We start from the raw sequence: 25,904 nt of genomic DNA on the forward strand, positions 1-25,904 counted from the left end.
AGTAAAGTTAAGGTAAATTACAAATGTACGAACAATAAACTTAATGAATTATAAAATATTCGGTTTTTAGGAGTGTGTTCCATGGAAAATGTATTTGATTATGAAGATATACAGCTAATTCCCGCAAAATGTGTGGTCGATAGTCGTTCGGCCTGTGACCCTTCCGTTACACTTGGAAACTATACATTTAAGCTGCCGGTCGTCCCTGCAAACATGCAGACCATCATTGATGAAAAGATTGCGAATCAATTGGCCAGAGACGGTTATTTTTATGTGATGCACCGCTTCGATCCAGGTAGTCGTCTGGCTTTCGTCGAAAAAATGCACACCGAAGGATTGATCGCTTCTATCAGTGTAGGTGTGAAACCGGAAGAATATGAATTTGTTCAAATGTTGGCATCAAAAGAGTTGATTCCCGAATACATCACGATCGATATTGCCCATGGCCATTCCACAGCCGTCATCAATATGATACAACACATTAAGCAATTGCTTCCTGACACGTTCGTCATTGCTGGAAATGTAGGAACACCAGAAGCCGTTCGTGAACTAGAAAATGCAGGCGCGGATGCTACGAAAGTCGGAATCGGACCTGGGAAAGTTTGCATCACTAAAATCAAAACAGGTTTTGGTACCGGAGGCTGGCAGCTGGCAGCCCTAAGATGGTGTGCAAAGGCAGCGAGTAAGCCCGTCATTGCAGATGGAGGCATCCGGACCCATGGGGATATTGCAAAATCCATCCGTTTCGGGGCATCTATGGTGATGATCGGTTCCCTTTTCGCTGGACACGAAGAATCCCCTGGTGAAACAGTGGAAAGAGACGGCAAACTATATAAAGAATACTTTGGATCCGCTTCTGAACACCAAAAAGGGGAAAAGAAAAACGTGGAAGGCAAGAAAATGTTTGTGGAGCACAAAGGCGCCCTTCATGACACACTTACAGAAATGGAGCAGGATCTGCAGTCGGCAATCAGTTACGCAGGTGGATCTGACCTTGACAGCATCCGCCACGTCGATTACGTCATTGTCAAAAACTCGATATTCAATGGTGACAAAGTCTATTGAACATTGAACGGTTGACTATTCAGCCGATGAAAAAAAAAAGCCCTTTATAAGGGCTTTTTTTGTTCAGGATTTCACCGGTATATAAATATCAAGATGAGGATCGTCAAAATCTCTATCTACTGGATACTTTTCAAATTTCAAAGGAATTTCATCATAATAGATTTCCTCTGGGTTGAGAGCAAGCTCACATTTCCCTTCCCTGAACCATTGATAAATAGAAGCGTAGGTTTCACCAATATCCTTTCCCTTCGGATGATGTACCTTCAAATATCTCAATTCAGGTATCCTATGCTCTATAAACCCATGCGGAACCGGAGAATTTTCCACTTCGAAACCGCTGTAATGTACGAAACCACCTTCGATCCAGTGGTAAGAGCAACCCCATTGCACGTAAGGGTTCACAGGCCCAAGCTCCACCTACCTTAGCCTTCTCCACTTCTCTGATCATTTCTTTCAATTGAGGAATTTGTTGATAGGATCCCGTCCATTTTCTTCCTCTTATTCTAAAACTGGGCAGCGTAATAATGTCAGCATCCATACCATACCACCTCCTTCCATCCTTGAAGGATCAGCTTCTAGGGAGAACCTAGTGGTCTTGAGATAGACCCTTTCTGTTCATATTCCCCCAGGAACTTTTCCTTTTGGAAAGGAATAAGAATAACCCTTCACACCTCCACCAAACGAGAAGAGGGCGATACCAGAAGCTTTCGGTCAAAGCCCACACATACAATTGGACGACACTTTTAGGATCAGGATTTTTATGGTAGGTCCACTCCTCCAGCAGCACGGCTAAGGAAGAGATCATGGAGCCATAGACGACGGTCAGCATCCCGACCACAAGTGTAATCTCTACAGATACAAATGAGAAGAAAAGGCCGAGAATGATGATTAAATATCCCAAGCCTTCAAACAGGGCGCTTAACAGCTCCACGAACAAATAATAAGGAAGGGAAAAAACACCAATCCCGCGATAGCGCGGGTTTCCTAACATTTTCCTGTGCTTCCAAAGCGTTTCTGCCAGACCCCGCTGCCACCTTTTTCTTTGGGCGCGAAGGGAGGACATAGTGGAAGGAGCCTCTGTCCAGCAGACCGGATCCTGGATATATTCAATCCGTTGTTTAGATTTCTCATCCTTAAGGGTTCGGTGGATCCGTACGATCATTTCCATGTCCTCCCCGACGGTCCCCGGGTCGTAACCTCCCGCTTTAATGACACGGTTTTTTTCGAATACACCGAAGGCTCCTGATATAATTAACAGGATGTTTAACTTGGAAAGACCCAGTCTTCCAATGAGAAATGCACGGAAATATTCGACGATCTGCAAACGAAGCATTGGCTGTTTTGGTAGTCCTATCCGCTCGACAATTCCTTTATTGATCCTCGATCCATTCGCAATTCTGACGGTACCCCCAGTAGCGGTTACGGTTCCATTTGAATCGATAATCGGTTTCATCGTTTTCAACAGGGCATCACGGTCCAGGATTGAATCCCCATCGATGGCCGCAAAATAGGGATATTTCGAAAAATTGATCCCGGCATTGAGCGCATCCGCTTTTCCTCCATTTTCTTTTCTCAATAAGTAAAGGTTTGGATAGATAGATGACTGATAGCCTTCGACTATATCCTTGGTAGTAAAGTGACGCCTGACCGCTAAATCTATAAGGTTCATTTGGAACGTTTCAATCATCTTCCGAGCGGTACTGTCCTTTGACCCGTCATCAATGACAATGACTTCAAACTGCGGATAATTCAACGAGAGCATGGAACGGGCAGTACTGACGACTCCCACTTCTTCATTATACGCTGGAACGAGCACAGAAACCGGAAACGTATCTGTATTGATGGCCGTGTCCTCGATGAGTTCCTCTCGGTGAAGCCCGCGCTCCTTCCTGATTTGCGGACCTGCGATGAAAAACAAGGAAAGGTACACGACCGCGACGATGATCATATAAATGATGACAAGAAAGGCCACTGTTTCTATGATCCAGGTTAAGAGATCTACATTCATGCCGTTTCACCCACTTTCACACTCAGATGCTGTCTTGCCATCGATCGAGCAAATCGATCTTCATGATGATGGAACGTATAGGCAAGCAGATGATCTCCTTCAGGAAGTTTTTTCATCGCTTCACAAGCCGCATAACGGACCCACCATTCAGGATCACCAGCAAGCATTATTAGAGAGTCCTTCGAAGATGTTAACTGCAAACTGCCGGCAAGCTTTGCGGCGTACATTCGTTCTTCCCAAATCTCCGAATCAAAGAATCTGTTCAGAAGAGCCGGGTCGGAACAAGACTTCATTTCTGTCAAACTCCGCAACGATTTAAGTCGGACTTCTTTTGATGGAAAAGCGAGCATCTTTTCTACAAATGGAAGATGTTTCGTATCCTTTACTTCTCCAAAGTATGAGATGACCGCTAAATGGACCTGTCTTTGGACCATCCCTGGTTCATCTTCAATCAAAGCGAGCATCTGTTCAATGAGATCTTCTTGAAAACGGCGCAGCATTTGTTTGATGAGCCGCTGAGGTATATTTTCCGATCTCAGAAGGATGCGAATCAACCGTTCATCCTGAAAGGCAGAGAGAACCCTAAGAGTTTGACGGTACTCTTCATCATTCTCATTTAATTGCAGGAAATGTTCCCATACGTCATTTCTCAAATCTTCCATTTGAAAATCTTCAATATAGTAGAGCGTGTTCACCCGCTGTGCCCAGCTCCCTCTTCTTATATAAAGACGGTAAGCATCACCTAAGTGTGTTCTTGCGGATTCCCGCACTCTCGTATAATCAATCGATGGGTTGGATTGATCCACATAGCGATCAAGCATGCGCTCGACAAGGAGGATCCGGCACCTCTTATCGCTTGGGAAATCCGGGCATTCTTCTGATTCCCTTTTCAGGAATTCAAAGAATGGACGCTCACAAGCTTTCAAATAATTGGATAACATTTCTTCATCTCTTGATCGATTCATCTTTGATACCACCAGAGTAGCAAGTAAACTTAACTGGATAACAAGCAGAATCACCACTGTCCAAATGATAAATGAGATCATCCACTACCCCTCCTTCCATCAACGGGCGATTATAATGAACACATGTGCAACAGTCCCACGCCTATAGGCTTAAGTGTTATCCATAGTATGACAGGACGTTTCGCATTTTTCTATACATAAATGTTGAAAATGAAGGAAGGACTGCAAACGACTTAGTGAAGGTGGAATTCCTTAGTTCCAAAGGCCCTGGTGACGATCAGGCCCGTCGGGATTGTTCAAAGCTGTAAAAACAAAAGGCTCTGTTAAAGGTCAGTGTTAATATTTGTATCAACGTATGGAAGGGACAATGAAAGATAGGATGGCAAAAAGGGATTTATTTCCAATTATCGAAACCTTTAGATGATCTTCTTTCACGATGTAACCATTGAATCTTGTTGGATTATTATTTCGAAACTGAATTTTTAGCTAAATGGCAGGATTGTTTAAGACTTGATTTCGAGACTTTTGTTGAGTGGATGGGGGGCTACGGGGAATCGCTCGCTTTCCGCGGGGAGCGCGGTGAGCCTCCTCGGACTACGTCCTGCGGGGTCTCACCAAGCACTCTCTTGCTCGTAGATATCCGGTTTCTGCGCCTAGCGGCTAGTGAGACTTCCCTCGCTTCTGTACGATAAGTCAACATCGAATCCCTTCGTTCTTCGTGTTTCCTTTATCTCCTCCAGCTCAGTCCAGTCCATACGCCGCTGAACGAGGCGCCTGCACACTTAAGGTAGGAGTCTCGCCATTCCCCTCCGCCCCTTTGCCATATAAGTGTCTCGAAATCACTACTTGAAAAATCAGCTTGTATGGGTAAGAGAAGGGAATGATATCATCTCTACCCCATGAACGTTTAGCATACGCAAATGCTTGATACTACGTATGATCTGCCCGCCTAGGGGAGAAGAATTGGAAACTTACGAATCCATACAGATGTTCGAACCTCAACCATTCAAGCTCACCATTTTTAAGATGGCTTCGAGTCACTTATAAGGTAAAGGGGGCGGAGGGAAACGGTGAGACTCCTATGGGACGTGTGGGACAGGTGAGACCCCGGAAGGCGGAGCCTGAGGAGGCTCACCGCCCGCCCCATGGAAAGCGAACCTTTTCCCTGAGCCCCTAGAATCTTCCAAACATCTCGAAGCTGAGTTTTCAAGAAAAGGGAGCTCTAATTGAATAAGTTAAATATAAAAATGAGGAACTTCCATAAAATTGAAAGTTCTTTTTTTATAGTAATATCAAAAATAAACTTTAACAGAACCAAACAAAAAAAGCTCAGTACAATAACTGAGCTTCTCTTTACGGCTTTTCTTTATTCTTCCGCAGCTAATGCATCGGCTTTTGTTTTATGGACGGTTCCGAGAGGGTGCTCAGGCGGAGCGTAAATCGAATAAAGTTTCAATGGCTGCCTCCCGGTATTGGTAATATTATGCCATTTGCCGGCAGGGACCATAACGGCATAGTCATCTGATACACGCTGTTGAAAATTCAATTGATCCTTGGAGTCTCCCATTTGAACAAGCCCCTGCCCTTGTTCAATTCTTAAAAATTGGTCGACATCAGGATGGATTTCCAAGCCAATATCATCCCCCGGCGAGATGCTCATCAACGTCACCTGTAAATGGTCTCCAGTCCAAAGAGCTGTTCTGAACGTGCGGTTTTGTTTGGTTGCCTCATCGATATTCAAGACGAAGGGCTGACTGCCATAATCCTTCAGCACCACCCGCCCTTCTCCTCTTGAATAAGCGACAAGCCGGTTCGTAGTAATCATTTTATCGTGACAAGCCCGGTAAAAGACATTCCCAAGCGGCGTGCCCTGATTTTCTACATACGCTTTTTGGTAGTCTTCAAATTCCTCTACTCCCTGATCATAGCCAGTGCGCAGTCCATCTTCGAAAGTACGGACATCCACTTCTGACCTTTCATACTCAGGGGTTTCTCCAGTGAGAGACGTATAGAGATTCAAAAAGTGTTGGTAGTGCCTTTTTTCATTTTCGAGCACATGCTTGATTTCATTTCTATATGTTTCATCCGGGGCAACTTCCGCCAGGCGCTGAAAAAGCTGGACAGCTGATGCTTTCTTTCTGATTCCATTTCTTATATCTTCCTTGCTTTCCTCCTCACTTCTGAAAGGTCCTGCCGCATGGGGGCCATATGGAAATTGATTCATCCACCTCATTCCTTTCTCCAAAACTATAAACATGTCTATGCGTAAAAGGTACGAATCATACGTCTATACGTTTAGGAGAAAAGTAACCCCCCGTCCAAAGACAGGGGTTAAACATTCGTATGTGTAGCTTCCGTTTCCACACGATCCAGGAATTCTTCCACCACTCGATCATTTCCTTTTTTATTGGCAAGCTTCATCATAGCTTTTCCTACGAAATTCACTCCTTTGTTCTGACCGGAGTACGTGAGTTTCGTTTGACGCTCATCGACCTGTTCAAGGAAAAAGGAGGCGGTCACTTCAAACGCCCGGCCAATAATGAATGATATCTTTTTATGTTTGTGCGCCGGTGTGTCTTCATAAGCGAGAGTTTCTACTATATAAGTTTCAAGACGTTTGCCTTCACGGTATGTTTGTCGGTGTTTAGCCCCGACTTCAGTTTCCGTTTTTTCAATTAGTTCATGTTCTTCCACTTTAGGCATAATACGTTTGATGTGTTCATCCTTAAAAAGTTCCCACACTTCTTCGATAGGTGCTTGAATCATTCGATCGTTTTCCCACTGGATCATTCGTCTTCCTCCCTGCCGGATTGTAAAAATGTATCGATATCAGAAAGTTTCCCCCTCAGGTTTTCGATTTCCTCCTGTATCCTGTTTCTTTTTTCCTGCAATAATTCCTCTAGATGTGAAAAAGATTCATCTTTCATCACTTCCATCATTTCCTGGATTGAAAAACCCAGCTCACGCAATTTCGAGAGCATGACCGCTAAAAAATAGCTGCCATCATCATAATATTTGTAACGGGTATCAGGATGAATGTAAGCAGGCTCAAGCAGGCCAACCTCTGCATAATAACGCAGCGTTTCTTTACTCAAGCCTGTAAGTCGTGAAAATTCACTGATTTTGTACAAGCTGCAACCTCCCACTACACATAGTAAACCGTGGGGTGCACCACAGAGTCAAGTCCTCATTGTTTCCCAAAGCTCCATGTCCAGTTCATCTTCATCTTTCCAACTATGATACAGCTCAATATGCCAGGTTTGTGGTTCCCGCTCATACCCTTCACCTTCCATCCATTGGTGTAAAGATAGATAAGCGGCCCTGATGCCTCGACGTAAACCCTTATTGGTTGCAATGGCATAAGTCCACCTTACCAGTATCCATCGTGTTCCTACATGCACTCCCCTGGAATAAATGACCCGGTTTGGACATCACTTTCAGGAAAATGATCGTAAAGACTGGCAGACGCTCTAGAGATTCCCAACAAATAATCTTCGTCCTTACAATGGACACGATAGCCTATGAGGTCGATTCTTTCTTTTTCCTCAAGTGAGTATGTATTTTGGGTCACACTCGTACATCCGTCCCTTGGTTGTTGGTGCTTTCCACGGGTTCTATTACCCTTCCTCATCCGGTGTAAACGACCCCAGGGAAATACCCCACCGGTTTCAAACAGGATACGTGCCCGATTCACTTCCTGTCCTGATCAGCGACCCCTTTACGGTAAACATAGCTCACTCGTTCATAATCCATTTTGCTTTCGTAAAATCGATGGGTTCTCATCCGGCTGATCCCTGAGGAAAGCGCAATACTCCTATACCCAAGTTCTTTTGCCCAATTTTCTACGAAAGAAAGAAGCTTTTCTCCGTATCCTTTGGATCGATGACTTCCTGCTGTCACCAAGTCACACACCCATACGAAGCGTCCATAATAGAGGGTTGTCATTTCTTTAAAACCTGTAACCGCCGCTATTTCCCCTTCTGCATACAAGGCAAAAAGGTGATAACGGTCTACAAGGACCGCTTCTTTTACCAGCTCTGTGTATTCTTCTACTGTCAAATGATCCCTTAGTTCACTCATTACAGAAAACGCTGCTTTTATCTCATCATCTGTCTTCAATTCTAGAATTTCATCCATTGACAACTACCCCTTTCTCTTTTAAGCAAAAATCAAAAACATGGGAAATGCGATGAGGACTAACGACGTCCACAGGATGATGATTGTCAGGACAGGTGGCAGTTTTTTCTTTCCTTTTCCATCATACCAACCAGAAAATTGCCACCTGTTCCGGTAAAGGACAAACAGCACAGCATATACTCCAAGACCACCGATCCACTGATATTGTTCCGACCGTGGATGAATGCTGTATAAAGGACCGAGCACCACCCATACCACCACACCTCCGAATAGAAATATGAAAACGATCCGCAATAGCTCTGCCAGTACTTTCATGAACTAACCCTTTCCAAACTCTCAACAATTTTTGACCTATAGAAAGAAATTCAATAGATCATTCATAATTCCTTCATATAGAAACAGGAAATCATCTTATATGAGAGCGTGGATGTTCCACACCGCAGAAATTACACTTAGATTTTGTCGAAACAGGGTATGGGGATATATAAATAAAAAAAGGAGTGTCTTCCATTGACCTTTAAATTGAATCAACATGCACCAGACTTCAACCTTACATCCGTCCAGGGGGAGGAGTTCCATTTTTCCGAGGATTTAAAAAACAATGATCACTGGTACTTATTCGTATATTTCCGCGGCTCCTGGTGCCCGGTCTGCATGAGTGAGCTCGACGAATTCCAAAACTCACTACCTTATTTCAAAGACCACAACATCAAATTTGCAGCTATCACCCATGAAAACAAAGAGAGCCTGGAAAAGATGGTACGTGAACACGACTTCACCTTCCCTGTCCTAATCGATAAAAACCTTGAATTCCTATCCAACTACCACATTCATTATCACGATGAACATGCCCCTTACGAAGATCACGGGACCCACGGCGAACCTGCTTATTTCCTTACAGACGAGCAGGGACGCGTTCTTTACCAACAAAGACAAACGAGCCCATTCGGACGTCCTCATCCAGATGAAATCAGGAAAATCATCAAGTATATCAGAAAGAATATGAAATAAATCTCAGGCGGGCTTCTATTCGGAAGCCCGCCCACTATTTATAGGGCTTTTTCTGCAAATTGTACGGTCGTAGCCTTCTGAACATCAGGACCTTTTCATACTTATGAGAAGAATGGTAAAAAGAGGGTGATGTAATGATGGAAGAACAGATTCTCAAGGCGATTACAGAACTAGAACGAGCCGTTCATTCCAGGCAGACGAGCGAAGGAGTCTTTTCTTTTTGTTTTGAAAACAGCTTGGGCACAGATGCCAGTATGATCCTGTTGCTTCAATCGTTTACAAAAGAAAAGCATCTCCTACACCAGCTGTGCAAACGCATCGCCTCCCTTCAACACGAAGATGGCTATTGGAAACTTTACAAAGATGATAACGGTAACCTGTCGGCAACCATTGAAGCGACTTTCGCACTTCTCTTTGCAGGATTTTATGCAGAGACAGATCTGCCGGTGCTCAAAGCGAAGGAATATATCCGAAGGCATGGTGGGTTGAACCGCGCCCATTCCATGACAAAAATAACGCTTGCCATTTATGGCCAATACTCTTGGCCGAATGTTTTCCATCTGCCTGTCCACCTCATTCTCCTGCCGCCCTCCTCCCCTGTCTCATTTTACGATTTCAGCAGTTACGGCCGTGTACACATGGCACCTGTGCTCATTTTATCCGACCAGGCATTTGTTATGCGCGACCAACGGATTCCTGATATGAGTGATTGTCTTCGGAGAGAGAATGACCAATCCTTGGCAGAAGAAAGCCGCTCTCTTTTGTCAAACATAGAGAATGCTGTCACTTCTCTCTCAGGGATACCACACAAGTTATATTTGTTATCTAGACAAAGATTGTTAACTTATATGATCCAGCGTCGGGAGAATGATGGGACATTGTACAGCTATTTCTCCTCAACCTTCTACATGATTTATGCATTAATTGGCAGCGGGTACCGAAAGAATGACCCCTTAATCAAACAAGCGATTCAAGGATTGATCCATCATACCTGTCGAATAAACGAGAGCCCGCACATCCAAAATTCCCCACCGGATATATGGGACACCGCACTTCTTTGCCATACCCTGGAGCAGTCCCCATCTTCCTTTCAAGCTCTGGAGGCGTCCCGAACCTTTTTATTGAAGCATCAACACACAAAATTCGGAGATTGGATGGTGACGACCGACTACACGGAACCCGGTGGATGGGGGTTTTCAAAGAGTAATACCATACACCCGGATGTCGATGATACGACCGCCGCTCTAAGGGCGATTAAAAACGACGCTTCTACTGCTAACTATTTTACAAAAGGTTTGAAATGGACCCTCTCCATGCAGAATGAAGACGGCGGATGGCCTGCTTTTGAAAAAGGAAAAACAAACCCACTCATGAAATTCGTACCGATTGATGGAGCAGAGGCAGCTGCCACTGACCCTTCCACCGCAGATTTAACAGGCCGGACCCTTGAATTTCTTGGAACGGATGCTCGTTTTCCTCTGACAGATCCAAAGATACAAAAAGCGGTCCACTGGTTAAGAACACATCAGCAGAAGGATGGATCTTGGTATGGACGCTGGGGAGTCACCTATATATACGGCACATGGGCTGCGCTCATAGGGATGCGGGCAGTAGGTGTAAGTAAAGATGACCACTCAATCGTTAAAGGCGTCCGCTTTCTTGAAACGATACAAAATCAGGATGGTGGATGGGGCGAATCCTGCAAGAGCGATCAGCAAAAACAATACACTCCTTTAAATGAGAGCACACTCTCGCAAACCGCGTGGGCATTGGAAGCTTTAATGGCGGTTTACGAGCAACCTACGCCTGCCATTTCCCGGGGAATGGAATGCCTCGTCAGGAAACTGCAAATCAGGGACTGGACCTATTCATACCCTACAGGAGCAGGACTTCCCGGTCATTTTTACATTTACTATCACAGCTACAATTACATCTGGCCGCTTCGTGTTTTGAAGAAATACTTGAAACTATTGCATGAGTGAGGTTTATTATTGGTATGGAGGTGTTTTTACAGGCTTAGGACTACGAGGTAAAGGGTCGCTTTCCAGGTGTCGGACGCTGAGACCGTAGCCAGTTTGTAATTATCACCAACAAACGTTAACCGAAAAAGAGCGTGGCCCGATGGAGGTCACGCTCTTTTCTCTTCCATATACACTTCTTCTCGTTCATCGCTCGATGAATTGTCCAACTTGTACACCAATACCCCGCCAATCAGCAGGACGATACCCACGAGCTTGGTCCAGGAAAGAGGAGAAGCATCAAAGCCGAACCATCCTCCGGTGTTAATGAGAAATGCGATGACAATTTGAGATATAAGAGCAATCGATATAGCATAGGCGGGTCCGATCAATGTTACTCCCCGCATGAGGAAGAAGACGATCCCTACACCGAATACACCACCGAAAAGAAAGATTTTGTTAACATCACCGAATTCAAATAAGCTTCTTTGTTCAATGGAATAAAAGACCGGCAGCGAACAGACAAGGCCTAAACCGAGCACCAGTGAAGTCGTCGCCCACGCCCCCGTCTTTTCACTGACACGGGCATTGAATACATTTTGCAGACTGATCAATATACCAGCCACGATAGAGAATACAATTCCGATCATGGACTCCCTCCTTATTCATAAATGTTTCCATTTGCAAGGTGCCTGAGTCTTTCCAAGTCCTTGATTTTAATCGAGCCATTCGCTCGTTCGATGATTTCCTCAGAAACCATTTTCTTCAGCACTCGGTTTAAATGGCGGTAACTTGTTCCGACCCATTCAGCAAGTTCCGTCAAATTTTCGGTCCGCATTTCCTGATGAAAGAGGGTTCCTTCCCCATCAGAAGAGATCGAAAGAAAATAGCTTGCCACCCGAACTTCAACAGGATAAAGCATATGCATGCTCGTCGCCTGCGACTCCGAATAAAATTTGTGAGCCACTGTTTCCAATAAAAAACGCAGAAAAGCCGGGTGCCTCTCCTCCAATGACTTCAAGGCATCAAATGGAGCAGCAAGCATCACTCCTTCTGAAACGGCTTCAACCGAATTGATCACAGAACTTCCTTTGACATACTCCACATCCCCGATGACCCCGAGCGGTCGTTTGAAGCGGTTGATAAGTGATTTCCCTTCAGGGGTCAGGGTGTATATTTTGATTTTCCCTTCCACGAGCAGATACATCTCATCCAAGGTTTCGCCAGGAGCAAAAAGGACGTCACCTTTCGCGAACGTATACACTTTGAATTTCGGGATAAAAGCTGAAGGAAAAATGATGTCCAGCTCATACTTCTTAATGAACGAATAGGCATCAATTTGTTTGTTTTCTTTCATAGAATAAACTCCTTTGTTACAACTGGAAAAGGATGACACCTGCAAGCATCATGACCATTCCCACCCCTTGTCTTTTCGTGACAGGAACTTTGTTCTCACCGAACCAGCCTTTCGATTCGATGGCGAAAGCAGTTCCGATCTGGGATACGAGTAAAATCGCGATGGCGCTTGCAGGACCAATCATCTTAATGGCCGTCAATTCTGCGAAAACGACAACAACTCCGAACGTCCCTCCAATCAAATATAGGAACGGGACCTGTTTAAAGCTTTTCCCTTTTCCATCTCTGACATTAAAATAAATAACAATGGCGATTGAAAATGCGACGAGATGTACCATCGAAGTGGTGTGCCACCCGCCGATCGAATCACTCATCCTTGCGTTAAAGATGCCCTGCATCGTGATGCACAAGCCTCCAAGAAGTGAAAATATAGCACCTTTCATCTGTCATCCTCCTATTCTGAACTCTATTTAAAAGGATAGCGTTCATTCCGGAAAGGACATATGTCCTAAAGGCATAAAATAATGGGTAAATTTTAAAATGTCTTTTGGTTTAGTCTCATTTCAAACCGTATGTATGTCCTGTTTTCGTTAGTAATGACCACATGCTTGGCATAAGAAAAAGACGCTTTAGGAGGAAGCGTCTTTTTCTTTCATGAGCTGTTCGCTTTTTTGAACACGTTGTTCGAGTGTTTTTTTAAGTTGTTCTTTGTATTTTTCTTCAACGAGTATATAAAGGAAATCTCCGGCTTTGATTTCTGTTTCCCCGTATGGTGTGATGACTTCATTGTTGCGGATGATGGCGCTGATGTTGGCGCGGTTCGGGAAGCTTACTTCGTGAAGCTTCTTGCCGACGACCGCTGATTCAGCGTTCGTTTGATATTGGATCATTTCGGCTTTGGCTTTCCCCATCGAAATCAGTTCAATGCTGTGGTGTGGAATGTCTTTCTTCGGACCGACGAGGTTCATTTTTTTCGCTACCAGCGATATGGTAGAGCCTTGGACAAGCGCTGACGTTAAGACAACGAAAAAGACAAGGTTGAATAAATTCTGGCTATTCTGCAGACCTTCCACAATCGGAAAAGTAGCAAGTACGATCGGAACGGCTCCTCGCAGACCAGCCCAGGAAATGAACAACTTTTCCTTTGTCGAATAGTTCATTTTGATCAGCGACAGAAACACTGCGATCGGTCGTGCAATCAGGATGAGAACGATCGATAACAGGATTCCGTTGAGCATAATGGAAGATGTGAACAGTTCACTAGGAAAAACGTAGAGGCCGAGGATGACGAACATGAGGATCTGTGCCATCCAGGCGAAGCCTTCATTGAACTGGAAAATGGAGTAGCGGTAAGTCAATTCACTGTTACCGATGACAAGTGCCGCTACATAAACGCCTAGAAATCCACTCCCCCCGCTGAATGCGGTAATACTGTAAGTGGCTAAAGCAAAGGCGACTGAAAATATTGGATAAAGCGCACTGGAATCCAGTTTGATCCTGTTAATGGAAAGAGATGCTAACTTCCCTAATCCAAGACCAAAGATGAGACCGATTCCCATCTGCAGGAAGAATGTTGGAATGAGCATCCAGAATGATGCTTGTTCAGAAGTGATCAATTCGATAAGCGATAACGTCAAGAAAACGGCCATCGGATCGTTGGTCCCGGATTCCGCTTCAAGCGTCGCGCCCATTTTCGCTTTGATATTACGTTCCTTCAATGCAGCGAAGACAGCAGCTGCGTCCGTCGAACCTACGATCGCACCGAAAAGAAAGGACTCAAGCCAGCTCAAATCAAACAACAAATAAGCAGCAAGACCTACAAGAAGGGAGGTGATCAATACACCGGCCGTAGCGAGGGACAAGGAAGGAACGGCAACCGATCGTACCGTCCCCCATTTAGTGTGCAGGCCACCTTCGAACAAAATGATGACGAGAGCAAAGACTCCGATAACCTGAGCGGTTCCCGCATCACTGAAATAAACGATCCCCAGTCCTTCACTTCCGAAAGCCATACCGACCATGATAAACAGGATCAAGGCTGGAATTCCCCATCGACTGGAAAACTTAGCGACTAATACTCCGCTGAATAATAATAGTGCAGTAAGTAATAAAAATGAATCCGTCCCAAAAGCATCGAAAAACATGTAGATTTAGATTCTCCTTATACACCTTTTATAAGAATTGGTGTGGGTTTATGTCAAGAAAAAGTAGAGACTCTGCGGAACACAGTTAGCATTTGCGTAGAAATACATGGAGAAGTATGAATAATATTCTATAATTATCCTATATCCGCGCCTTTAAATCAAAGAAATCACCTTTTCTCTTTCAACCATTTATGCATCCACACAGCTGCCTGAGCCCCGTCTCCCATTGCTGTCGCTACGAACTGCGAATGATCGACGACATCCCCGGCTGCAAATAAGCCATCACAACTGGTCATTTTTGTGCGAGGATGGATGAGAAGGTGTCCTTTACTGTTAGTTTCAGCTCCAAGGTTTACGGCAAGTGCGGATTGGACCTTGTTCCCCTCAAATCCAAGGAAAGCTTTTTCCACTTTCCAAGTTTCCCTGCCTGCCGTCCCGATTGCTTCAAGCTTTCCATCCTTATGGAACAATTGAGTAATCTCAACATGCTGCACATGAATCTTTTTTTGACGGAGCTTGTCTTGAACTTCAAGGGAAAGGGGTTCGCTACCATGATTGAAAAATTCGAGATCTTCATTCCAATGCCCCAAAGTAAGTGCCATCCGTGCCCCTGCTTCTCCAGATCCAATGACCGCTGTTTTCTTACCCATGATCTCATAACCATCACAGTCCGGACAGACGTACGCCGATACCCCTAAACAGTCCAAGAGCCCCGGAATAGGAGGCAACTTTTCTTTTACCCCTGAAGCCATTAAGAGCGTTTGTCCCGGAAATACACGACCGCTCCCCGTTTCTACAGTAAACCCTTCCCGGACATTGACCACTTCATCCCATAAAAATTCTACACCAAAGGACTTGGCCTGCTTCCACCCATCCTGTCTAAGCTGACTTCCACTGACTCCACCCGGAAACCCGAGAATATTGTTGTACTGTTTACAAAGACTCGATCTTCCTCTGCCATGATCAATGACTAACGTGCTATGCTTATACCTCCCGAGCATGATGGCCGCCTGGAGCCCCGCCAATCCCCCGCCGATGATTATGCTGTCATAGGACAATGTCATCCTGCTCCTTTCTGTGGTCTTCTTACTTTCCCCCTATCGTTTCCACTCATTCCCCTTTATAATATAGAAGGACGAATCTAACGTATAGAAAAGGTGTTAACAATATGAGTTTATTGACAGTAAAAAACCTGAGTCACGGCTTTGGGGATCGGGCGATCTTTGATGACGTGTCTTTTCGTTTGTTAAGAGGCGAACACATCGGCTTGATCGGAGCGAACGGGGAAGGCAAATCTACGTTCATGAATATTATGACAGGAAAACTGGAGCCCGATGCCGGGAAGGTGACATGGTCTAAAAGAATCCGGATTGGATACCTCGATCAGCATGCTGATTTGAAGCAGGGCATGTCCATACGGGATGTGCTCCGCACCGCTTTCCAGTATCTATTTGATATGGAACAGGAGATGAACGACCTTTTCGCAAAAATGGGAGAGGTCGAACCGGATGAGCTGCAGGAGTTGCTGGAAGAAACAGGTGTCCTTCAGGATATGCTGACAAACAATGATTTCTACACCATTGATGCTAAAGTCGAAGAAGTAGCCAACGGGCTCGGTCTTCAGGAGATCGGTCTTGAGCGTGATGTTCACGATCTCAGTGGCGGACAGCGTACGAAAGTCCTTCTTGCCAAACTGCTTCTTGAGAAACCTGACATCCTGTTGCTCGATGAGCCGACCAACTACCTCGACGTTGAACACATTGAGTGGTTGCGGACATACCTGCAGAATTACGAGAATGCTTTCATTCTCATTTCCCATGATATCCCGTTTCTGAATAGTGTAGTCAATTTGATCTATCATATGGAAAACCAGGAGCTGACCCGCTACCCTGGTGACTATGATGAATTCCTCCGTGTCTATGATATGAAGAAACAGCAGCTCGAAGCCGCTTATAAAAAGCAGCAGAAAGAAATTGCGAATTTAAAGGACTTTGTTGCTCGTAACAAAGCGAATGCCGCTACTAGTAAAATGGCAATGAGCCGTCAAAAGAAGTTGGATAAGATGGATGTCATTGAATTGGATGCAGAAAAACCAAAGCCTCAGTTCAACTTTAAACAGGCCCGCACACCAGGGAAGTATTTGTTCGAGACTAAAGATCTCGTCATCGGGTATGATGAACCCCTATCCCGCCCGCTCAACCTCTCGATGGAGCGTGGTCAGAAAATCGCGCTCTCCGGTGCCAACGGGATTGGAAAGACAACCTTGCTGAAGAGCATCCTCGGAGAAATCCACCCGGTTTCAGGTTCTGTGCAACTCGGGGAACATCTCCATATTGGATACTTCGAACAAGAACTGAAGGAAATCAGTAATAATACGTGTATCGAAGAAGTATGGGAAGAGTTCCGTCACTTCACTCAATACGAAGTTAGAGCCGCTCTCGCGAGATGCGGGCTCACCCGTAAGCATATTGAAAGCAAAGTGCAAGTATTAAGCGGAGGCGAAAAAGCTAAGGTCCGCCTTTGTAAACTGATCAATAAAGAGACGAATCTGCTCGTTCTCGATGAGCCGACCAACCACCTCGATGTTGATGCAAAAGCTGAATTGAAGCGTGCCTTACAGGAATACAAAGGAAGCGTTCTTCTCATTTCCCACGAACCTGATTTCTATGAGGGTGTCGTTACTGATGTATGGAATTGTGAGGATTGGACGACAAAAGTTTTTTAAACGGTGAAAACCGCCGTTGAGCCAAGGCATCTGCTTTCCAAAATTTTTTCATTGACCTATAAAATAATCGCTAATAAAATGTGGTCACGATTTAGAGAAATGCTCTCTTTCGTGATCACATTTTTTATTGGAAAGGAGGTCTTTGTCATGCTCTATCGCTCCACGGTTTATCTTGTAGGAATGCTCATCAATTTCTTCGGGGTCGCCCTTCTGATCAACGCGACACTGGGGGCTGGCTTTTGGACTTCATTTTTTATCGGCGTCTCTGAACATTTCGGTTATACGGTCGGATTTTGGTATGGAGCTTTTCAATTGATCATCATTTTTATCAATGCCAAGTTGATGAATGCTCTACCGGAGTCGAGAGCTGTCATTCCTGTATTTTTGGAAAGTTTAATTTTAGACTTCTGGCTGGAGCTCGTCTTCGCGAATGTTGATCTGTCTTCTGCACCATTTGCTTTACAATTGTTGACGTTGCTTGTCGGTGTCGGATTCATCGGTTTGGGTGTGGCGATTTATATTCTGCCCCAATTCCCAAGAGCACCTGTCGACCAGCTGTTCCTGGCTGTTAGTGCAAGATTCAACCTGAGTCTTCAAGCAGGACAAACCTTGGTTGCGGTAATTATGACAAGCCTTGCCTTTGCCATTGGCGGCCCGGTCGGCCTTGGTACTCTTGCTCCGATGATCCTACTAGGACCGGTCATCCAATTCATGTATACGAGAGCTTATCCGCTGTATTATCGTCTGCATCCCGGCGGGGAAGCCGCTTATCAGGAAGCTACCTGAAGCATAATTCATGAATCACCTTTCCATCCTGTGGTATATTACTTCTGTAATCGCAAGGAGGAGGGAAACAATAATGAGTGACAAACAGACGAAAAAGCAGGAAATTTTACAAGCCGCTCAATTTAGACATGCAACGAAGCAATTTGACCCGAATCAGACGATTCCAGAAGATGATTTCAAATTCATCCTGGAGGTCGGCCGGTTATCCCCGAGCTCTTTCGGATTTGAACCATGGAGATTTCTAGTTGTTCAAAGTCCTGAATGGAGACAAAAAATTAAAGACACGGCGTGGGGGGCCCATGGAAAACTTCCGGATGCCAGCCATTTCGTTATTTTTCTTGCAAGGACCAGAAAAGATACTCAGTACGATTCCGAATACCTGCAGGATCATTTGAAGAATATTAAGCAGATTCCTGATGACTTCCTGGAGAAATTTCTCGGGCGTATCGAAGAATTCCAAAAAGAAGACTTTGAACTCCTGGATGGCGACCGCCCTCTTTATGACTGGGCTGGTAAACAAACGTACATTGCACTTGCCAACATGATGACGGCAGCAGCAGAAATCGGAATCGATTCCTGTCCTATAGAAGGTTTTGATATTGATACAATGAATGATCTCCTCCGGAGTGAAGGCCTTCTCGAAGATGACCATTTCAGCATATCTGTGATGTGTGCTTTCGGTTATCGCGCAGATGAACAACCCGAAAAATCCCGGCGTCCATTCGATGATGTCGTGAAATGGATTTAACATAAAAGAAGGAACTTCCATGACGGAAGTTCCTTTTTTATGTTTGGCTTATTCAACGAAAGCTCCCGTTTGTGGAAGACTCAGTTTTGAGATGTTTGTGTGGGAGTTAGGGGCTGCGGGGGATGACTCGCTTTCCGCGGGAGCGCGGTGAGCCTCCTCAGGCTTACGCCTTGCGGGGTCTCACCCAGCACTCTTTTCCTCATAGATATCCGGTTTCTGCGCCTAGCGGCTAGTGAGACTTCCCTCGCTTCTGTGCGATAAGTCAACATCGAATCCCTTCGTTCTTCGTGTTTCCTTTATCTCCTCCAGCTCAGTCCAGTCCATACGCCGCTGAACGAGGCGCCTGCACACTTAAGATAGGAGTCTCGCCATCCCCCTCCGCCCCTTAAGTCTCAAACCCCTTCATGAATCATCAGCTATTCTAGTTGGTGAGATAATAAGGATCATACGCCCAATCCGAGGTGCTTGAACCCGGAAAACTTGATACATAGCGTTTTATGCCTACAACAATCGGAATTGTGAAGACCATCCAATGTTGGTAAAAGGGTTCGTTTACCCCGCTCTTGGAATGGGGTGGTTGGGAAGCTGGGAGACTCCCGTGGGAGAAAGGAGATCGGCGAGATCCCGCAGGGCGATAAGCCCGAGGAAGCTCGGCACTCCCCCACAGGAAAGCGAGTAGCTTCCCAGCCACCCCTGGCACTCAACACAATAACGAACCCCGAACCCTCTCGAAATCAAGTCTTCAACAATCCTGCCATTTTGCTTAAGACTCCGTTTCGAAATAATAATCCAACAAGATTCAATGGTTGGATCGTGAAAGTAAATCATCTAAAGGTTTCGGAACTTGGACATAAATCGCTTTTTATCATCCTACCATTCATTGTCACTTCCATCCGTTGATGCAAATATCAATACTGAACGCATTTGAACACTTACTGTGGAACAGTCGTTGAATCTCCTCAGGTTCCATACCAAGCGAATAAATACCAACATCAAAACTTTAACAAAGGATTTTGTTTAAAAATCGACAAGAAACGGTTGTTGTTCTTCATCCAAGCAAAGCTCAATCCTCTGCCAGAAGTTGCCCCAAGTTACCATCTGCTGAGCATCTTGCAATGTAAAGAACCCCACCTCCAGCGCTTCATCTGTCGTTGTAAGGGAGCCCCCAACGACTTTTCCTGTAAATAAAGTGTTGCAAATGGAGCGATCGACATTTTGAAAAACGCCACAGAACTTGGTGACTTCAATCTCCAATCCGCATTCCTCTTTGGTTTCCCGAACGGCCGCTTCTTTCAAGGATTCCCCTTCCTCTACCTGTCCGCCGGGCATTTCCCAGCCACGTTTTGGCCCCTTGATCAATAATACTTCGTTTGCTTCATTTAATACGATGGTCGCTGCTGATACGATGTGTTTCGGTGTTTTCATCCATAGTCCCCCAATACCTTTGAAAGATTTTTAGAATCACTTCTTTACGGGGGAACTGAAGGCGTTTTAAATGTTCGAGATATGTATCCAAAGGATAGTACGCCTCATATTTTTTGAACCGGACCCCTTTTTCTTCCAGTTCAATAATGCCGTAACGTGCGGAAGGCTCGTGATGACATCCGAGGGCCCCCGGGTTAAAGAATATCCTTTCATTGATAGAAAAATGGTGTGCTTCGTGATCATGCCCGAAACAGACAACAGCCCCATCCCTCAGATCATCCAGACTTGCAAAATTATCTGCATTAGGCGGACCGATTTGGTCGAAAGGATCCATATGGATAGGAAGACGCACGGATTCTGAGTCCATTGGATAATGTTGAAAATAGAAGGTACGTCCACCCGCCTCCGTAGATATCGTTCGCGGTAATTTCTCAAGAGCCTTTTCATGCTTAAGAAACAGTTGGTCCGCAATCCACTGGTGATGCTCTTTCACATTGATCCTGCTGTGAGGGTACCGTTTCCCATTCATCAGAGCAAGGACAGCTTCATCATGATTTCCTGTGACCATTTCAATATTTTTCTGAGAAAATAAGAGCTCACATACTTGATTGGAAAAAGGCCCGATCCCAATAAGGTCTCCTGTACAAAAGATCCGATCTACCTGTTGTTGATTTATTTCCCTAAGGGCAGCTTTGAGTGCGTAAATATTCCCATGCACATCTGTTATGACAGCCAACCGTTTCATTCATGAGAGCCCCTTCCTTTGATTGACGTCCCAATTCCCCACTACGTCCAAGCTTTTCATATCATAGTTTCATAGAATACATTATCCCTCTCAAGTGAGGAGGTGATAGATATGTTTCGTACAGGTGACCGGATCGAAGTCTTTTCCGCGGGAACATCCATCGGGACAGGTGTGTTCATCCAGTTCAGTTCACAGAACGATGTGCTGGGTCTTGACCGTGATTTCCTCTTATGGGTTGATGACAACGATCAATCCACCCATTTGACGGATATCAACTCCATCAACATCCGCAGACTTGCATAACTTCCTGATTAAACCGGACCTTATGGGTACGGTTTTTTCTCTAGTTTATGCGTTATCCTTTATGAGGATGTCAGATTGGAAAGGAACAAGTCCAAGGTCTTATTATATAATTCCGGCTGTTCCAAATGGACAAGGTGTGAGGCAAAAGGAAGAACAGCTACGTGAATCGTACCGTATGAATTCCTAAAGCCTGCAGCCCCCTGTCGCATATAAATGAACCGTTCCCATCCTTCTCCATGAATAGAATCAAAATAGGCAAAGGTTTCTTTATCTACCAATAAATTCATCCGAAACTTTGATTCTTCGTCATTCAGCTCTTTCCAATGATCAGGTTTGAAAGGTACCACCCCTGAAACCGTCAAAGAGTTGATCAGTTGAGGATGTTTGTGTGCAACAAACAGGCTGATGAGAGCCCCGAACGAACAACCGGCCAAGTGAACACTTATAAATCCCATGGATTCTATGGTTTCCACCAGATCATCGGCTGCCCGATCATAATAATCATCCAAATCTTGAGCAGGAGATTTACCATGTCCTCTTAAGTCCGGGACAATCACTTGATATTGCCGCGAAAAATATTCACGTTGCTGAACGAAATCTGTTCTACCAGTCTGTAACCCGGTATGAAGAAAAACCAACGGCTCCCCTTCTCCTGTAATTTCTGTATGTAAAATCACTTCATGAGCCCTCTAGCATTTGCAGATCATTAATAGATTTCCATCAGGATCTCTAAAATTGAAAAAATGTCCGAATTGGATTTCCGAGACGATCTCTATCCCTTTCTCATCCATGTAGGAATAGGCAGCTTCTATATCATCGGTGTTGAAATGAAAAGCAGGTGTTTGATAAACAGCTGCTTCTGAATATACCTTGCTGTCAAGAACCACCCCTGCATGTTTCATAGGGAGAACATAGAGGTGGCCACCTGGAAATTCATCTTCTGCCTCTACACCAAGGAGATCGCAATACCAATCACGGGCTTTCACAATATCTTTCACCGGAACAAAAATCGCTCCTGCTTCGTTATGAATCGGACTCTTCATTTTAGATTCCTCCTCTAAGATTTATCGACCTAAAAACCCACCATCCGAATGGATGACCTGCCCTGTGATCCAGGCGGCGTCAGGACCCACTAAAAAACGGATCAGATTGGCAGCGTCTTCTGCCTTGCCAAGTCTGCCCATTGGAAACAGGTGTTGGAGACTTTGTCGTGTATCCTCATCCATCCACCCCGTATCTGTAGGACCGGGATCGACCGCATTTACGGTAATTCCAAGTGGAGCGAAAGCTGTTCCCAACGGAGGCGTAATCGCTTTCAATGCCCCTTTCGTTGAAATATAAGCAAGATTCTCAGGATCTGGTCCTCCAGAAACAAGGAAGACAATTCTCCCTCCCTCTGCTGAATCAAATGTCTTTTCAAACAAATGAGCAAAGGCCTGACTCAAAAGAATCGGCCCTTTGTTATTAACGCTGTAATGATCGTCCAACAACTGGGACGTCAGATCCTGGTAGTTCGCGTTCACGCTATATGCAGCGTTATGAACCAATAGAGATGGCACTCCCAACTCCCGAACGACATTTTGTAAAATTAGCTGTGGAGCTTCATCGTCCCTCAAATCCATTTCCATATGAGAGACTCGGATCCCATAATCTCTTAATTTCCCGGCCAATGTTTCAGGCCAATGATTTTCAACACCCACTCCGTCCTCCTTATCATACGGGCGATAGTGGGTGAAAAATAAATCCGCTCCATGCTCCGCGAGCTTCAGACATGTGCCAGTACCAATCCCGCGTTTACGGCTCACCCCAGTGACTAGCGCGACTTTCCCTTGTAAAGGTTTTTCTTTTTGTCCCATTTCTTATCAACTCCAGTTATTTCTGTTCAATTGCTACACTACATACTTAGAAATTACTCTCCTTAATGGCACGCTTCCTCCGATGCCATTTTTCCAGTAGATCCGTTTCCTGTTGCTTCGTTAAACCTGCATGCTCAATACTCTCATGTCGATTTCGATCCCATTGATAAGTAGCTGCGATGGTCTCTTTTAACGGTCGAAACGTCAGTCCACTTTCAATGGCTTTTCCAGCATCTTGACTGAAGTTTTTCTCAGTCGGGATCCAAACCGGTAAGTCTTTCCATGGACGGATGCCTTCTTCCTCCAAAAATTCGGAAGATACCCATGTGAAGGTCACATCTTCATTGAGAGTCGAGGCACATGTTTGCAGGAACTCCTCCATCGTAAGGTTTCCTCCAGGGCCATTGGCATTGAAAATTCCTGAGACGTCATTGGCTGCCATATGTACCACCCAATCGGCAAGATCCCGTCCATCGATGAACTGGACCTGCTGATTCTTCCTCCCTGGAGCCAGCACTTCCCCACCTGCAGCTACCCTTGAAGGCCAATATGTGAAACGATCGGTCGGATCGTGAGGGCCAACAATCAAACCAGGCCGGATCATCACGCTTTTATCTTTTGCCCTATTTTGGATCACCTGTTCACAATGGGCTTTCAAAGGACCATAGAAAGCAGGTTCAAAAGAATGCGCTCGTTCCGCCTCGTCCAGTTGTTCCTGACGGAGTGTCATAGGTTCAGTGGTTTCCTGCAACCCGGAAACAGCGGTGAGATCCGGGTAGACCGATATGGTTGAAATGAACACATACTTTTTAGTAACCGGAAGAAGGACGTCCAACCCCATAGATACGATGGATGGTTTGTATCCGCACGTATCGATGACGGCATCCCATTTTTGCCCCCTCACTTTTTTTAGATCCTCATGAATTTCCCTGTCTCCGTATATGTGTGCTACTTCAGGGAATAAACCTGGATTGGTCTTCCCTCTATGGAATAATGTCACTTCATGGCCCGCATTCAAGCACGCCTCTACGATATGCCGGCCAAGGAATTTTGTACCCCCGATGACGAGCAGCTTCATCTTTCTTCCCCTCCTATTGTCCGCTCTTCCTCCATCGACTCGACCAAAAAGGACCGATCTTCAGGGAAAGAGAGCGCTAAATCAATCAATTCCACTCGGGAAACCCAGCGAATTTCATCGATTAATCCGTCTGGGTCCTGAATGGACATTTCTCCTCCTGTGACGGTGCAGGAAAAGTATTTCACATAAACACCGATCCCTTCATCCCGGTCGGTTTTTGACTTCAAATATTTGTCTACCGAAACTCTGTATCCGGTCTCTTCGAAGGTTTCTCTTCTACAGCACGCTTCAAAGCTCTCGCCTTCGAAAACCCCGCCCGACGGAATGGACCAGGTCTTTTCTTCTTCTGGCTTTCCCTGAAGAACCATAAGGAGCTCCTTGTTTCTATTGATACAGACAGCTGCCGCTCCCCGCCACTCACTCATGGCTCAGGATACTGAAAAGCAAAGAATCCCGTCGACCTCCCTTCATTTTTAAGTGGCCGCGCAGCCGTCCTTCCCTCTGCATGCCGCATTTTTCCAATACCCGAATGGAAGCTTTGTTTTCCGGATGGCACGTGGCCTGAATTCGTTTCAAATCCTTCGAGACAAAACCTTCACGAATCAATTTCCGTGCCACTTCTGTTCCGGAACCCCTGCCCCATTCATCTGGATGTAGAATATAAGCCAACTCTCCAACTTGGTGATACTCATCCAGGATGGCTAACTCGGCCAATCCAACCAATCTCTTATTGGATTCCTGCAAAACAGCCCAAGCATACTTACGCGGGTCGGCCTGCCTGATTTCATGGACGAGACGCTGGATATAATCCTGGGTCTCCTTTGCCGAATTAGGTCCCCAAGGCTGGAACTCACATGACTCATTCCTCGACGCATAGCGATGAACTTCTTCCCAATCTTCCTGTTTTATTTCACGGAACAACAACGTCCATACTCCCCTTCCGCTTTCTATGGTCCATGATTCTACTTTCCTGAATCGTGAAATGATGATGAATTTCACCCTCATTGTCTAAAAAGGTCGGCAAATAGTAGGAAATCATTGGGCTGACCCCCTGGTTATCCATCGAGAGAATCCAGTCCCGGTCTTTCCAACATAAGATTCCCTCTTCAGTCATCACTGGTGTCGGATAAACAAAGTCCTCTTCAACTTCTACGAGGAAGGCATCCATACCGCCCTCCTTATTTCCATCAATTCTCCAGGAAATAGTCCCTTTGTAGTGAAAATGTTCTTTAGTAAAAGAAAGTCCGGTTTCTTCTGCGACCTCCCGTTGGACACTGGACCGAGAAGACTCGCCTTCTTCCACTTTTCCTCCGACTCCGTTCCACATCCCCTGCAGAGGGGCAGAGTTCCTATTGAGAAGCAATATGTCTTTTCCTCTTTTTATGTAACAAACCGTATAGCTGATATTCATTCCGTACCTCCCGGGCACTCAGGGGTGTCCTGATTTCATTTCATGCATATTAATGATTCTGCCATTTTTTTAAGCAACCCTTGTTCCACTTCTACATGTACACGATAAAATCCTTTAATCATTATCTTCTGTTCTACCCTGTCATCTGTCATTTCTCAGCACGAAATTTATGGTTGAAATACC

31 protein-coding genes are annotated in these 25,904 nt (G+C 45.2%); 7 read left to right on the plus strand and 24 right to left on the minus strand.

Features of this window, described 5'->3' with window-relative positions:
• Positions 1-81 precede the first annotated feature (81 nt).
• Positions 82-1,065 carry a GMP reductase gene (gene guaC, locus ACXADE_RS11900; protein ID WP_474980681.1) on the plus strand — a complete coding sequence of 328 codons (984 nt, stop codon included), beginning with the start codon at positions 82-84 and terminating at the stop codon, positions 1,063-1,065.
• A gap of 63 nt (positions 1,066-1,128) precedes the next feature.
• Here the strand turns inward: guaC and ACXADE_RS11905 are convergent, their stop codons facing one another.
• The 10 genes from ACXADE_RS11905 to ACXADE_RS11950 form a co-directional block, all read right to left on the minus strand.
• Positions 1,129-1,467, minus strand: coding sequence for a GyrI-like domain-containing protein (locus ACXADE_RS11905; RefSeq protein WP_474980682.1), 339 nt, complete (start codon positions 1,465-1,467; stop codon positions 1,129-1,131).
• Positions 1,352-1,603 carry a hypothetical protein gene (locus tag ACXADE_RS11910; RefSeq protein ID WP_474982276.1) on the minus strand — a complete coding sequence of 84 codons (252 nt, stop codon included), beginning with the start codon at positions 1,601-1,603 and terminating at the stop codon, positions 1,352-1,354. Before ACXADE_RS11910 ends, ACXADE_RS11905 begins: the two co-directional genes overlap by 116 nt.
• 48 nt (positions 1,604-1,651) lie before the next feature.
• The gene (locus ACXADE_RS11915) at positions 1,652-3,073 is read right to left on the minus strand and encodes a glycosyltransferase family 2 protein (RefSeq protein ID WP_474980683.1); all 1,422 of its coding nucleotides are present in this window, start codon (positions 3,071-3,073) and stop codon (positions 1,652-1,654) included.
• Positions 3,070-4,119: a HEAT repeat domain-containing protein gene (locus ACXADE_RS11920; RefSeq protein ID WP_474980684.1), complete on the minus strand. Its 1,050-nt coding sequence runs from the start codon at positions 4,117-4,119 to the stop codon at positions 3,070-3,072. Before ACXADE_RS11920 ends, ACXADE_RS11915 begins: the two co-directional genes overlap by 4 nt.
• Positions 4,120-5,404: 1,285 nt before the next feature.
• Positions 5,405-6,262, minus strand: a complete 858-nt coding sequence (locus ACXADE_RS11925) for a cupin domain-containing protein (protein ID WP_474980685.1) — start codon at positions 6,260-6,262, stop codon at positions 5,405-5,407.
• A gap of 107 nt (positions 6,263-6,369) precedes the next feature.
• On the minus strand, positions 6,370-6,828 hold the full coding sequence (locus tag ACXADE_RS11930; RefSeq protein ID WP_474980686.1) for an SRPBCC family protein: 459 nt from the start codon (positions 6,826-6,828) through the stop codon (positions 6,370-6,372).
• Complete coding sequence (locus tag ACXADE_RS11935) at positions 6,825-7,169, minus strand: MerR family transcriptional regulator (protein WP_474980687.1); 345 nt, start codon at positions 7,167-7,169, stop codon at positions 6,825-6,827. The genes ACXADE_RS11930 and ACXADE_RS11935 overlap by 4 nt, the downstream gene beginning before the upstream one ends.
• A 260-nt stretch (positions 7,170-7,429) precedes the next feature.
• Positions 7,430-7,609, minus strand: a complete 180-nt coding sequence (locus ACXADE_RS11940) for a hypothetical protein (RefSeq protein ID WP_474980688.1) — start codon at positions 7,607-7,609, stop codon at positions 7,430-7,432.
• 119 nt (positions 7,610-7,728) lie between these two features.
• The gene (locus ACXADE_RS11945; protein WP_474980689.1) at positions 7,729-8,175 is read right to left on the minus strand and encodes a GNAT family N-acetyltransferase; all 447 of its coding nucleotides are present in this window, start codon (positions 8,173-8,175) and stop codon (positions 7,729-7,731) included.
• Between the two features lie 21 nt (positions 8,176-8,196).
• Positions 8,197-8,490: a hypothetical protein gene (locus ACXADE_RS11950; RefSeq protein ID WP_474980690.1), complete on the minus strand. Its 294-nt coding sequence runs from the start codon at positions 8,488-8,490 to the stop codon at positions 8,197-8,199.
• A gap of 195 nt (positions 8,491-8,685) precedes the next feature.
• Between ACXADE_RS11950 and ACXADE_RS11955 the strand changes: the two genes are divergently transcribed.
• Together ACXADE_RS11955 and ACXADE_RS11960 are read left to right on the plus strand one after the other, a co-directional pair.
• Positions 8,686-9,186, plus strand: a complete 501-nt coding sequence (locus ACXADE_RS11955) for a peroxiredoxin family protein (protein ID WP_474980691.1) — start codon at positions 8,686-8,688, stop codon at positions 9,184-9,186.
• A 134-nt stretch (positions 9,187-9,320) separates the two neighbouring features.
• Entirely contained in the window at positions 9,321-11,168 is a 1,848-nt protein-coding gene (locus ACXADE_RS11960; protein WP_474980692.1) for a terpene cyclase/mutase family protein, read from the plus strand.
• Between the two features lie 146 nt (positions 11,169-11,314).
• Here ACXADE_RS11960 and ACXADE_RS11965 read toward each other — a convergent pair whose 3' ends face one another.
• The 5 genes from ACXADE_RS11965 to ACXADE_RS11985 all read right to left on the minus strand — a co-directional run bounded on the left by ACXADE_RS11965 (position 11,315) and on the right by ACXADE_RS11985 (position 15,708).
• Positions 11,315-11,794: a DMT family transporter gene (locus ACXADE_RS11965; RefSeq protein WP_474980693.1), complete on the minus strand. Its 480-nt coding sequence runs from the start codon at positions 11,792-11,794 to the stop codon at positions 11,315-11,317.
• Positions 11,795-11,805: 11 nt separating this feature from the next.
• Entirely contained in the window at positions 11,806-12,501 is a 696-nt protein-coding gene (locus ACXADE_RS11970; protein ID WP_474980694.1) for a Crp/Fnr family transcriptional regulator, read from the minus strand.
• Between the two features lie 16 nt (positions 12,502-12,517).
• The gene (locus tag ACXADE_RS11975; RefSeq protein ID WP_474980695.1) at positions 12,518-12,943 is read right to left on the minus strand and encodes a DMT family transporter; all 426 of its coding nucleotides are present in this window, start codon (positions 12,941-12,943) and stop codon (positions 12,518-12,520) included.
• A 186-nt stretch (positions 12,944-13,129) separates the two neighbouring features.
• Positions 13,130-14,644, minus strand: coding sequence for a potassium/proton antiporter (locus tag ACXADE_RS11980; RefSeq protein ID WP_474980696.1), 1,515 nt, complete (start codon positions 14,642-14,644; stop codon positions 13,130-13,132).
• 167 nt (positions 14,645-14,811) lie between these two features.
• The gene (locus ACXADE_RS11985; RefSeq protein WP_474980697.1) at positions 14,812-15,708 is read right to left on the minus strand and encodes an NAD(P)/FAD-dependent oxidoreductase; all 897 of its coding nucleotides are present in this window, start codon (positions 15,706-15,708) and stop codon (positions 14,812-14,814) included.
• A 104-nt stretch (positions 15,709-15,812) separates the two neighbouring features.
• Between ACXADE_RS11985 and ACXADE_RS11990 the strand changes: the two genes are divergently transcribed.
• The 3 genes from ACXADE_RS11990 to ACXADE_RS12000 all read left to right on the plus strand — a co-directional run bounded on the left by ACXADE_RS11990 (position 15,813) and on the right by ACXADE_RS12000 (position 18,903).
• A complete protein-coding gene (locus ACXADE_RS11990) occupies positions 15,813-17,369 on the plus strand; it encodes an ABC-F family ATP-binding cassette domain-containing protein (protein WP_474980698.1) in 1,557 nt (518 codons plus the stop codon).
• A 147-nt stretch (positions 17,370-17,516) separates the two neighbouring features.
• On the plus strand, positions 17,517-18,155 hold the full coding sequence (locus ACXADE_RS11995) for a YczE/YyaS/YitT family protein (protein ID WP_474980699.1): 639 nt from the start codon (positions 17,517-17,519) through the stop codon (positions 18,153-18,155).
• Positions 18,156-18,228: 73 nt separating this feature from the next.
• Positions 18,229-18,903, plus strand: a complete 675-nt coding sequence (locus tag ACXADE_RS12000) for an NAD(P)H-dependent oxidoreductase (RefSeq protein ID WP_474980700.1) — start codon at positions 18,229-18,231, stop codon at positions 18,901-18,903.
• Positions 18,904-19,920: 1,017 nt separating this feature from the next.
• Here the strand turns inward: ACXADE_RS12000 and ACXADE_RS12005 are convergent.
• Both ACXADE_RS12005 and ACXADE_RS12010 read right to left on the minus strand, forming a co-directional pair.
• Positions 19,921-20,328, minus strand: a complete 408-nt coding sequence (locus tag ACXADE_RS12005) for an NUDIX hydrolase (RefSeq protein ID WP_474980701.1) — start codon at positions 20,326-20,328, stop codon at positions 19,921-19,923.
• Positions 20,279-21,073, minus strand: coding sequence for a metallophosphoesterase family protein (locus tag ACXADE_RS12010; protein ID WP_474980702.1), 795 nt, complete (start codon positions 21,071-21,073; stop codon positions 20,279-20,281). Before ACXADE_RS12010 ends, ACXADE_RS12005 begins: the two co-directional genes overlap by 50 nt.
• Before the next feature lie 111 nt (positions 21,074-21,184).
• On the opposite strand from ACXADE_RS12010, the gene ACXADE_RS12015 reads away from it, so the two are divergent.
• Positions 21,185-21,376, plus strand: coding sequence for a hypothetical protein (locus ACXADE_RS12015; protein WP_474980703.1), 192 nt, complete (start codon positions 21,185-21,187; stop codon positions 21,374-21,376).
• 59 nt (positions 21,377-21,435) lie between these two features.
• Here the strand turns inward: ACXADE_RS12015 and ACXADE_RS12020 are convergent, their stop codons facing one another.
• The 7 genes from ACXADE_RS12020 to ACXADE_RS12050 are packed head-to-tail and all read right to left on the minus strand — an operon-like array spanning position 21,436 to position 25,721.
• A complete protein-coding gene (locus ACXADE_RS12020) occupies positions 21,436-22,053 on the minus strand; it encodes an alpha/beta fold hydrolase (RefSeq protein WP_474980704.1) in 618 nt (205 codons plus the stop codon).
• 12 nt (positions 22,054-22,065) lie between these two features.
• Positions 22,066-22,419: a VOC family protein gene (locus tag ACXADE_RS12025; protein WP_474980705.1), complete on the minus strand. Its 354-nt coding sequence runs from the start codon at positions 22,417-22,419 to the stop codon at positions 22,066-22,068.
• Between the two features lie 21 nt (positions 22,420-22,440).
• Entirely contained in the window at positions 22,441-23,232 is a 792-nt protein-coding gene (locus ACXADE_RS12030) for an SDR family oxidoreductase (protein ID WP_474980706.1), read from the minus strand.
• A 46-nt stretch (positions 23,233-23,278) separates the two neighbouring features.
• Positions 23,279-24,310: an SDR family oxidoreductase gene (locus tag ACXADE_RS12035; protein ID WP_474980707.1), complete on the minus strand. Its 1,032-nt coding sequence runs from the start codon at positions 24,308-24,310 to the stop codon at positions 23,279-23,281.
• Complete coding sequence (locus ACXADE_RS12040) at positions 24,307-24,735, minus strand: NUDIX hydrolase (RefSeq protein WP_474980708.1); 429 nt, start codon at positions 24,733-24,735, stop codon at positions 24,307-24,309. The genes ACXADE_RS12035 and ACXADE_RS12040 overlap by 4 nt, the downstream gene beginning before the upstream one ends.
• Positions 24,728-25,234, minus strand: a complete 507-nt coding sequence (locus ACXADE_RS12045; protein ID WP_474980709.1) for a GNAT family N-acetyltransferase — start codon at positions 25,232-25,234, stop codon at positions 24,728-24,730. The genes ACXADE_RS12040 and ACXADE_RS12045 overlap by 8 nt, the downstream gene beginning before the upstream one ends.
• Entirely contained in the window at positions 25,221-25,721 is a 501-nt protein-coding gene (locus ACXADE_RS12050; protein WP_474980710.1) for an NUDIX hydrolase, read from the minus strand. Before ACXADE_RS12050 ends, ACXADE_RS12045 begins: the two co-directional genes overlap by 14 nt.
• Positions 25,722-25,904: the final 183 nt, after the last annotated feature.

Source organism: Halobacillus sp. ABR2_026 (assembly GCF_056158545.1).

What these genes read in the sequence shown, in the direction of transcription:
- ACXADE_RS11990 (WP_474980698.1), top strand. Translation starts at nt 15,813, where the DNA reads ATGAGTTTATTGACAGTAAAAAACCTGAGTCACGGCTTTGGGGATCGG.
- ACXADE_RS12015 (WP_474980703.1), top strand. Translation starts at nt 21,185, where the DNA reads ATGTTTCGTACAGGTGACCGGATCGAAGTCTTTTCCGCGGGAACATCC.
- ACXADE_RS12005 (WP_474980701.1), bottom strand. Translation starts at nt 20,328, where the DNA reads ATGAAAACACCGAAACACATCGTATCAGCAGCGACCATCGTATTAAAT.
- ACXADE_RS12050 (WP_474980710.1), bottom strand. Translation starts at nt 25,721, where the DNA reads ATGAATATCAGCTATACGGTTTGTTACATAAAAAGAGGAAAAGACATA.
- ACXADE_RS11910 (WP_474982276.1), bottom strand. Translation starts at nt 1,603, where the DNA reads ATGGATGCTGACATTATTACGCTGCCCAGTTTTAGAATAAGAGGAAGA.
- ACXADE_RS11980 (WP_474980696.1), bottom strand. Translation starts at nt 14,644, where the DNA reads ATGTTTTTCGATGCTTTTGGGACGGATTCATTTTTATTACTTACTGCA.
- ACXADE_RS12040 (WP_474980708.1), bottom strand. Translation starts at nt 24,735, where the DNA reads ATGAGTGAGTGGCGGGGAGCGGCAGCTGTCTGTATCAATAGAAACAAG.
- ACXADE_RS11915 (WP_474980683.1), bottom strand. Translation starts at nt 3,073, where the DNA reads ATGAATGTAGATCTCTTAACCTGGATCATAGAAACAGTGGCCTTTCTT.
- ACXADE_RS11975 (WP_474980695.1), bottom strand. Translation starts at nt 12,943, where the DNA reads ATGAAAGGTGCTATATTTTCACTTCTTGGAGGCTTGTGCATCACGATG.
- ACXADE_RS11965 (WP_474980693.1), bottom strand. Translation starts at nt 11,794, where the DNA reads ATGATCGGAATTGTATTCTCTATCGTGGCTGGTATATTGATCAGTCTG.
- ACXADE_RS11985 (WP_474980697.1), bottom strand. Translation starts at nt 15,708, where the DNA reads ATGACATTGTCCTATGACAGCATAATCATCGGCGGGGGATTGGCGGGG.
- ACXADE_RS12030 (WP_474980706.1), bottom strand. Translation starts at nt 23,232, where the DNA reads ATGGGACAAAAAGAAAAACCTTTACAAGGGAAAGTCGCGCTAGTCACT.
- guaC (WP_474980681.1), top strand. Translation starts at nt 82, where the DNA reads ATGGAAAATGTATTTGATTATGAAGATATACAGCTAATTCCCGCAAAA.
- ACXADE_RS11950 (WP_474980690.1), bottom strand. Translation starts at nt 8,490, where the DNA reads ATGAAAGTACTGGCAGAGCTATTGCGGATCGTTTTCATATTTCTATTC.
- ACXADE_RS11925 (WP_474980685.1), bottom strand. Translation starts at nt 6,262, where the DNA reads ATGAATCAATTTCCATATGGCCCCCATGCGGCAGGACCTTTCAGAAGT.
- ACXADE_RS12025 (WP_474980705.1), bottom strand. Translation starts at nt 22,419, where the DNA reads ATGAAGAGTCCGATTCATAACGAAGCAGGAGCGATTTTTGTTCCGGTG.
- ACXADE_RS11995 (WP_474980699.1), top strand. Translation starts at nt 17,517, where the DNA reads ATGCTCTATCGCTCCACGGTTTATCTTGTAGGAATGCTCATCAATTTC.
- ACXADE_RS11945 (WP_474980689.1), bottom strand. Translation starts at nt 8,175, where the DNA reads ATGGATGAAATTCTAGAATTGAAGACAGATGATGAGATAAAAGCAGCG.
- ACXADE_RS11970 (WP_474980694.1), bottom strand. Translation starts at nt 12,501, where the DNA reads ATGAAAGAAAACAAACAAATTGATGCCTATTCGTTCATTAAGAAGTAT.
- ACXADE_RS11920 (WP_474980684.1), bottom strand. Translation starts at nt 4,119, where the DNA reads ATGATCTCATTTATCATTTGGACAGTGGTGATTCTGCTTGTTATCCAG.
- ACXADE_RS12035 (WP_474980707.1), bottom strand. Translation starts at nt 24,310, where the DNA reads ATGAAGCTGCTCGTCATCGGGGGTACAAAATTCCTTGGCCGGCATATC.
- ACXADE_RS12010 (WP_474980702.1), bottom strand. Translation starts at nt 21,073, where the DNA reads ATGAAACGGTTGGCTGTCATAACAGATGTGCATGGGAATATTTACGCA.
- ACXADE_RS11960 (WP_474980692.1), top strand. Translation starts at nt 9,321, where the DNA reads ATGATGGAAGAACAGATTCTCAAGGCGATTACAGAACTAGAACGAGCC.
- ACXADE_RS12000 (WP_474980700.1), top strand. Translation starts at nt 18,229, where the DNA reads ATGAGTGACAAACAGACGAAAAAGCAGGAAATTTTACAAGCCGCTCAA.
- ACXADE_RS11930 (WP_474980686.1), bottom strand. Translation starts at nt 6,828, where the DNA reads ATGATCCAGTGGGAAAACGATCGAATGATTCAAGCACCTATCGAAGAA.